A 423-nucleotide genomic window follows, 5' to 3' on the forward strand; every position below is an offset into this window, starting at 1 on the left:
GCCGTGATCGCCATCGACCGTCTTGTCCTGGCTGACCGTGGTATCCTTGAACTTCTTGACTTTCTGCTCGTTGGCGAAGAGCTCGACATCGTCACGAAGGGTGCCCTGGTTGCCCTTCAAGGCGAGCACGTAATCGGCCTTCTTGTCGATGATCTTGCTGGCGATCTCGCGCTGGCAGCCCATGGCGTCGATGGTGACGATGGCGCCCTCGATGGCCAGCATGTCCAGAAGCTTGGGGATGGCGACGATCTCATTGGACTTCTCCGTCACCTTGACCTGCCCGAGCACCAGACGCTGGCGGGCGGCGAAGGCCGAGACCATGTGAATGGGGTTCGCACCCTTCTTCTGTGAGCGTCCGGTGAGCGGATTTTGGTTAGGTGCGGGATTGGCGCAAGTTACGACACAGATGATTCATTTGTGACG

General features: G+C 58.9%; 1 pseudogene. It reads right to left on the bottom strand.

Annotated features, from left to right (window positions below):
• A pseudogene (locus ACWGTI_RS32730) lies at positions 1-339 on the bottom strand (ISAs1 family transposase); the annotation flags it as partial.
• Positions 340-423 lie beyond the last annotated feature (84 nt).

The sequence above is a fragment of the Mesorhizobium sp. ArgA1 genome (assembly GCF_053714375.1).